This is a genomic window from Nitrospirota bacterium (assembly GCA_016214385.1).
Classification (GTDB): Bacteria; Nitrospirota; Thermodesulfovibrionia; order UBA6902; family JACROP01; genus JACROP01.
Genome location: JACROP010000136.1, coordinates 1 through 6,663 on the forward strand (window position 1 = coordinate 1; position 6,663 = coordinate 6,663).

General features: G+C 44.2%; 6 protein-coding genes. 5 read left to right on the top strand and 1 reads right to left on the bottom strand.

The window, feature by feature from the left end; translation table 11 throughout:
- Positions 1 to 988, bottom strand: a 988-nt coding sequence (locus HZC12_08625) for a tripartite tricarboxylate transporter substrate binding protein (protein ID MBI5026768.1), incomplete at its 3' end; no start/stop codon positions are given.
- 300 nt (positions 989 to 1,288) lie between these two features.
- Here HZC12_08625 and recN point away from each other — a divergent pair.
- The 5 genes from recN to HZC12_08650 all read left to right on the top strand — a co-directional run.
- Positions 1,289 to 2,980, top strand: a complete 1,692-nt coding sequence (gene recN / locus HZC12_08630) for a DNA repair protein RecN (protein ID MBI5026769.1) — start codon at positions 1,289 to 1,291, stop codon at positions 2,978 to 2,980.
- Complete coding sequence (locus HZC12_08635; GenBank protein ID MBI5026770.1) at positions 2,981 to 3,232, top strand: ferredoxin family protein; 252 nt, start codon at positions 2,981 to 2,983, stop codon at positions 3,230 to 3,232. It begins immediately after the preceding gene.
- Positions 3,204 to 4,253: a 3-methyl-2-oxobutanoate dehydrogenase subunit VorB gene (locus HZC12_08640; GenBank protein ID MBI5026771.1), complete on the top strand. Its 1,050-nt coding sequence runs from the start codon at positions 3,204 to 3,206 to the stop codon at positions 4,251 to 4,253. Before HZC12_08635 ends, HZC12_08640 begins: the two co-directional genes overlap by 29 nt.
- Positions 4,250 to 5,173: a cysteine synthase A gene (gene cysK, locus HZC12_08645; protein MBI5026772.1), complete on the top strand. Its 924-nt coding sequence runs from the start codon at positions 4,250 to 4,252 to the stop codon at positions 5,171 to 5,173. The genes HZC12_08640 and cysK overlap by 4 nt, the downstream gene beginning before the upstream one ends.
- A 304-nt stretch (positions 5,174 to 5,477) precedes the next feature.
- A partial coding sequence (locus HZC12_08650; GenBank protein MBI5026773.1) for a class I tRNA ligase family protein occupies positions 5,478 to 6,663 on the top strand: 1,186 nt, incomplete at its 3' end.

Consider the following 6,663-nt stretch of genomic DNA (forward strand, 5'->3'; position numbering starts at 1 on the left):
ACTTCTTGAGCAAGCCGCCCTTTAACATAAGGTCTTTAGTCATTGCCTCTTTCTGTTCAAGCCATTTCACATAGTCAGCTCCTGTGAAGAATGCTCCTTTCAGTCCCATGTCGGATATATATTTCTTCCACTCTGGGGTCTCGGTCACTTTCTTCATAACCCCGATATAGAAATCCTGCTGTTCCTTTGTAATGCCAGGGGCCGCAAAGATACCGCGGAGCATGAGATAACTCAGATCCACACCCGTAGCCTCCTTCATGGTAGGAATATCCTTCCAATCTGGCAGGTTAATCCTCTCATGGTCAATGGCAGCTAAGGGTTTAAGTCTCCCTGCCTTCCAGTGGCTAACAGCCTCTGCAGGATTGTTTACAGTTGAACTGACACGTTTTCCAGCGAGCTCAACAGCCACATCTCCACCCCCCTTAAATGGAACATACAAAAACTTTACGCCATAGGCTTGCTCCATCATGACGGTAATGATCTGGTCTTCCTGTGCGGTTCCTGTTCCACCCATGATGAATTTCCCCGGTTCCTTCTTCACCGCATCGAGATACTCTTTAGCGGTCTTATAAGGAGCCTCGGCATTTACCCATAGGACAAAATAATCCAGAGCGAGCCGTGCAATAGGTGTGAGATCTCTCCAGTTAAATGGAACACCTGTGGCCAAAGGAGTTGTGAAAGTATTATCCAGTGTGATGATAATAACATGTGGATCACCTTTCTTCCCTTTCACATAGAGAAACCCCTCTGCTCCCGCACCAGCTGGTTTGTTTACAACGACGAAGGGTTTTGGCGATAGCTTATACTTTTCGATGAGCGGAGAGATAAACTTGGCCATAACATCAGCACCACCACCAGTTCCTGCTGGAACTATAAACTCTACAGGCTTTGTTGGCTCCCAGGCGCTTGCTATTCCAATTGAGAGGCACATCAGAGCCACAGTGCAAACCAAAATAGAAATTTTAAAAAGCAAAAATGTCCTTTTCATATATTTCTCCTTTCCTTGTGAGAATATTTCTTAAACTTCTTATCTAAATAGTTTTGACAGATGTTCACCTCCTCTCTTCTATCACCGTAATCAGGCCTTTTTCTTTGGCTTGGGAGTAACCTCCATAGGTTTAGCACACCACCTGAGCATTGTCAAATTGATTGTTGAATTGAGGTCAAATCAATATTATACACTTTATAAACCCCTATCTGATGATAAAATCTTCCCATGACCCCTTGCTGGCTTCCGCGGCTTATTTGAAATTTCACCTGCCTTAAACTATAATTCCTCAGGTGAAAAATGCTGAGGGAGTTACATATAAAAAATCTCGCTATAATCGAGGACGTCTCTATAGAGTTTGACGAAGGCCTTAATGTCCTTACAGGTGAGACCGGAGCAGGCAAGTCAATCATAATAGACGCACTTGGCCTGTGCATTGGAGAACGCGCATCCAGTGTGCTTATAAGGAGCGGCGAAAAAGAAGCTACAGTAGAGGCATTTTTCGAGATTCCACCTCTTAAGACTCTCGCTGATATGGGAATAGAGCAGGACGAAGGGGTTATCATGAAGAGGATAATTTCATCTTCAGGCAAAAGCAGGGCATATATAAATGGCGCGCTGGTAAATGTCCAGACTCTTTCTGAAGTAAGCAGGGACATCATTGACATTCATGGCCAGTATGAGCACCAGTCGCTTCTTTTGCCAGAAAACCAACTTGAGATGATAGACGCATACGGCAGACTTCTTAAAGACAGGGAGGATTTCTCTGTTGTTTATGCAAAGCTTATGGCCTTGAGACAGCAGATGGAAGAACTTACAGTAAGGGAAAGAGAAAGGGTTCAGAAAATAGATATGCTTAAATTTCAGATAGGCGAGATAGAGGCTTCGGGTTTGAAAAAAGATGAAGAGGAAGCCCTTGCTGAAGAACTGAAGATCCTGAGCAATACAGAACGCCTCTTATCCCTCGCAAATGAGGCATATGATTCCCTGTATGCTTCAGAAGGAGCTGCTCAGAACAGTCTTTCAAAGGCTATAAATGCAATAAGGGAAATCGCCAGCATTGATAACAGGGCAACCGAAACCTTAAGAACAATAGAAGAGGCCATGCCATTGATTGAGGAAGCCTCGATGTTTTTAAGGGGCTATAAAGATAGTCTTGATTTTAATCCCTCAAGACTGGAGGCCCTGCAGGAAAGGCATGAGCTTATAAAACGGCTGATAAAGAAATATGGCGCAAATGTTCAGGAAATCCTTGATTACAAGGAAAAGGCTCAAAGAGAGCTTAATGAACTTCAAAGCTCAGAAGAAAGATTAGAGTATCTCAAGGCCGAGATTGAAGACTTGAGGAAAATTCTGACTGAAAAAGCAAATAACCTTTCTGAGAAAAGAAAGGCCGTTGCAGGACAAATCGAGAAAAAAGTTGTGGCAGAACTCGGAACACTCTCAATGCCCCATACGAGATTTTCCATCAAGATGTTTTGCGAACAGGGGGAAGACACAATAGATGGTTTTAAGGCCAATTCAAAAGGTATAGACAGAGTTGAATATCTCATATCGCCAAACCCCGGAGAGGAGTTGAGACCCCTGTCAAAAACTGCCTCAGGAGGTGAACTCTCAAGAGTGATGCTTGCACTCAAAGGGCTCTTATCCGGAGGGGACAGGATTTCAATACTTGTCTTTGATGAGATTGATGCAGGGATTGGCGGAAAAGCAGCAGACACTGTAGGAGGCAAGCTAAAGGCCCTTTCAAAAAATCATCAGGTAATATGCATTACCCATCTTCCACAGATTGCATCTTACGGGGACATGCATCTCAAAATAGAAAAGACAGTGAAAGCCGGCAGGACAGCAGTAAAGGTTAGAAGCATTGCGGGAGACGACAGGGTAATGGAACTTGCCAGGATGCTCAGCGGTGGTGATTCCGAAGTATCAATAGAACACGCAAAAGAGATGTTAAGGAATAAAACTAAAAAGGCTGCGGGCAGGGCATAAATGAAAGGTAAAATCATAATCAACAGGGATGTCTGCAAGGGATGCGGCTATTGCATAATGGCCTGTCCCAAAGGTGTAATCACCCTTGAGAAAAATTTCAATGCAATGGGCTATTACCCGGCATGTCCTGTCAACATTGAAAAATGCAATGGCTGCGGGCTATGCTCTACCGTGTGCCCTGATATTGCCATTGAAGTGTGGAGAGATGAAAAGGAGACAAAATTTGCAGAAAATATTAATGAAGGGCAATGAGGCATTGGCAGAGGCTGCCATACAGGCAGGCTGCAGGCTTTATGCTGGCTATCCCATAACCCCGCAGAATGAAGTGCCTGAATATATGTCATGGCGGATGCCTGAGGTTGGAGGGGTCTTTATTCAGGCAGAGAGCGAGCTTTCTGCTATAAATATGGTCTACGGAGCCGCTGCAACAGGGGCAAGGGCAATGACCTCATCGAGCAGTCCTGGTATAAGCCTTAAGCAGGAGGGGATATCCTACCTTGCTGGAGCAGAGCTGCCGGCTGTAATTGCGAATATACAGAGGGGAGGGCCTGGGCTCGGAAATATTTCAGGAAGTCAGGCTGATTACTTCCAGGCAGTAAAAGGCGGGGGGCATGGAGATTACAGGCTTCTTGTCTATGCGCCATGGAATCTGCAGGAGATGTGGGACCTTACAATGAGGGCCTTTGATAAGGCTGATGAATATAGAAACCCGGTTATGATTCTCAGTGATGGGATTCTTGGGCAGATGATGGAGCCCATGGTGACAACCACTTATGAGCCAAAAGACCTGCCGCCCAAGGATTGGGCCATTACAGGGTGCGCTAAAAGAGAGCCCAATGTTATCAAGTCCCTATGGATGAAAGAGGGGGCTCTTGAGGAAAGAAACTGGCATCTAAAAGAGAAGTATGACAGGATGAAGGAAAAAGAGGTTATGTATGATGCCATGTTGGTTGATGATGCTACTTTTATAGTTGTTGCCTTTGGCATGGCTGCGAGGATTGCATCCTCTGCAGTGAGAAATCTGAGGAGAGAGGGTCTTAAGGTCGGCCTTTTCAGACCTGTTACACTTTTCCCGTTTCCTGAAAGAGCGCTCGGAAAGCTTGCCGACGGAAAAAGGTTTCTCACAATTGAGATGAATCTCGGGCAGATGGTAGAGGATGTGAGACTTTCTGTATGCAGAAAGTCTGAAGTGGATTTCTATGGAAGGCCAGGAGGCGCAATAATGTCGCCTGAGGAGCTTTACGAGGTAATTAAAACAAAGGTCACAAGTTGATACACGCTAATGCCTTATCTCTTATTGGCAACACACCGATTGTCAGGTTAAACCGCATTCCAGGCCCTGAAAATGCAGAGATATGGGCAAAGCTCGAGGGCTTTAATCCAGGTGGTTCTGTTAAAGACAGGATTGCGCTCTCGATGATAGAGGCAGCAGAAAGGGATGGGAAGCTAAGGCCTGGTGGAACGATTGTAGAGCCAACAAGTGGAAATACAGGGATTGGTCTTGCCTTAGTTGCTGCTGTCAAGGGATACAGGTTAATACTTACAATGTCTGAGACAATGAGCCTTGAACGCAGACTTCTCCTTCAGGCATATGGCGCTGACCTTGTCCTTACAGAGGGCGGCAGAGGAATGATGGGCGCTGTGGAGAAGGCAGAGGAAATACTGAAGAAGAATCCCTATCATTTCATGCCCATGCAGTTCGAAAATCCAGCAAATCCGGAAATACACAGAAGGACAACTGCACTGGAGATAATCAACGACATTGGTGTTCCAGAAGCCTTTGTTGCTGGAGTTGGAACAGGAGGGACAATAACAGGTATAGGCGAGGTGCTGAAGGACAGGAAACCTGATACATGGGTTGTTGCAGTCGAGCCAGCCTATTCTGCTGTGCTCTCAGGAGGTGAACCAGGCACCCACAGGATTGCCGGAATCGGCGCAGGGTTTTACCCAGGAGTTTTAAACACAAAAATTTATGATGAAATAATTCCTATCACTGACGAGGATGCTGAGGATATGGCGCGAAGGCTTGCTAAAGAAGAAGGCCTCCTTGTTGGTATCTCCTCCGGAGCTGCCCTATGGGCTGCTCTTAAAATTGCGAGGAAGTTTGGAAAGAACAAAAGGGTTGCAGTAATCTTCCCTGACAGAGGAGACAGATACTTAAGTACAGGGCTTTTCAACTCCGCATCTCCGTAGGGTCTCACCGAAAAATAGGCATAGAGCAGACAGTTTCAAAATTTCTATAATCGACAAATTATTTATATTCTGTTTTAGCCTTTCAGTTTCAATGTTTTTTGTCAAATCCATAACGTCTTTTTTATAAGGTGTCGTATAGAAATTTTGAAACTGTCTGCTCTATGTAATTTATTGGTATTACTAAATTTTAAAGTTCTACATCTATTTTTAGGTCTCACCGTTTCTTGACACGTTCTCATTTAAGATGTTAAGGTTTTTGAATTGAGCTAAACCATATTTTTCTGGAGAAACCTATATTTAAATTATGAAAACTGATTACAAGGAAACCCTGAACTTACCCAAGACTGAATTTCCGATGAAGGCGAATCTCACGCAGAAAGAGCCTGAGATACTGAACTTATGGGGAAAACACGCTACCTACCAGAAAATGCAGGAGCAGAACAAGTCCAGCGAGCCATACATTCTACATGACGGCCCCCCCTATGCCAACGGGCACATCCACATAGGCCATGCCCTTAATAAAATCCTCAAGGATATAATTGTCAAATACAAATCCATGATGGATTTTTATTCGCCGTTTGTGCCAGGATGGGACTGCCATGGGCTTCCCATAGAGCATCAGGTTGACAAAAATCTTGGCTCAAAAAAAGAAGACATATCAGTCCTCGAAAAGAGAAGGCTGTGCAGGGAATATGCCTCTAAATTTGTCGGCATTCAAAAGGATGAGTTTATCAGGCTTGGCGTCTTTGGTGACTGGGATAATCCATATCTGACTATGGCCTTTCCATACGAGGCAGCTATTATAAAGGAATTCGGCCTTTTTCTGAAAAAAGGTTATGTCTATAAAGGCAAAAAGCCTGTGCACTGGTGCCCGTCCTGTGTTACAGCCCTCGCAGAGGCAGAGATAGAGTATTACGAGAAAGAATCGCCATCTATTTATGTGAAGTTCAGAATTGAAAATATTTCTAAAGACGTTAGGGATAGGGGTTGGTTTAAAGAGTTTCCTAAGCTTAGACATTATTTTATTATATGGACAACAACTCCATGGACATTGCCTGCTAATTTAGCAATAGCTCTTAGTCCAGAAATACTTTATAGTGAGGTTAAGTTAAATCTGGGCACACATGAGGAGGTGTGGGTTTTAGCCAATCAATCAATAGTGCATTCTAAAATCATGGAAAAGTTTGGATATGAATTTCAACTCTATGATCCAAATGATCCAAAATCTACGTTAGGAAAAAATAAATATTCCGTTATTGCTGGGCATGTGGGAAAAGACTTAGAAAGTTTAACCTATGAACATCCCTTTATTGCAAGAAAATCAAAAGTAATCCTTGGTGATTTCGTAACCGCAGAAGAGGGTGCAGGCATTGTCCACATTGCCCCTGGGCATGGCGAAGACGACTACGAGGCCGGGTTAAAATACGGCCTCGACATATACGCACCGGTTGATGATAAAGGTTGTTTTACAGAAGAGATAAAAGACTTCG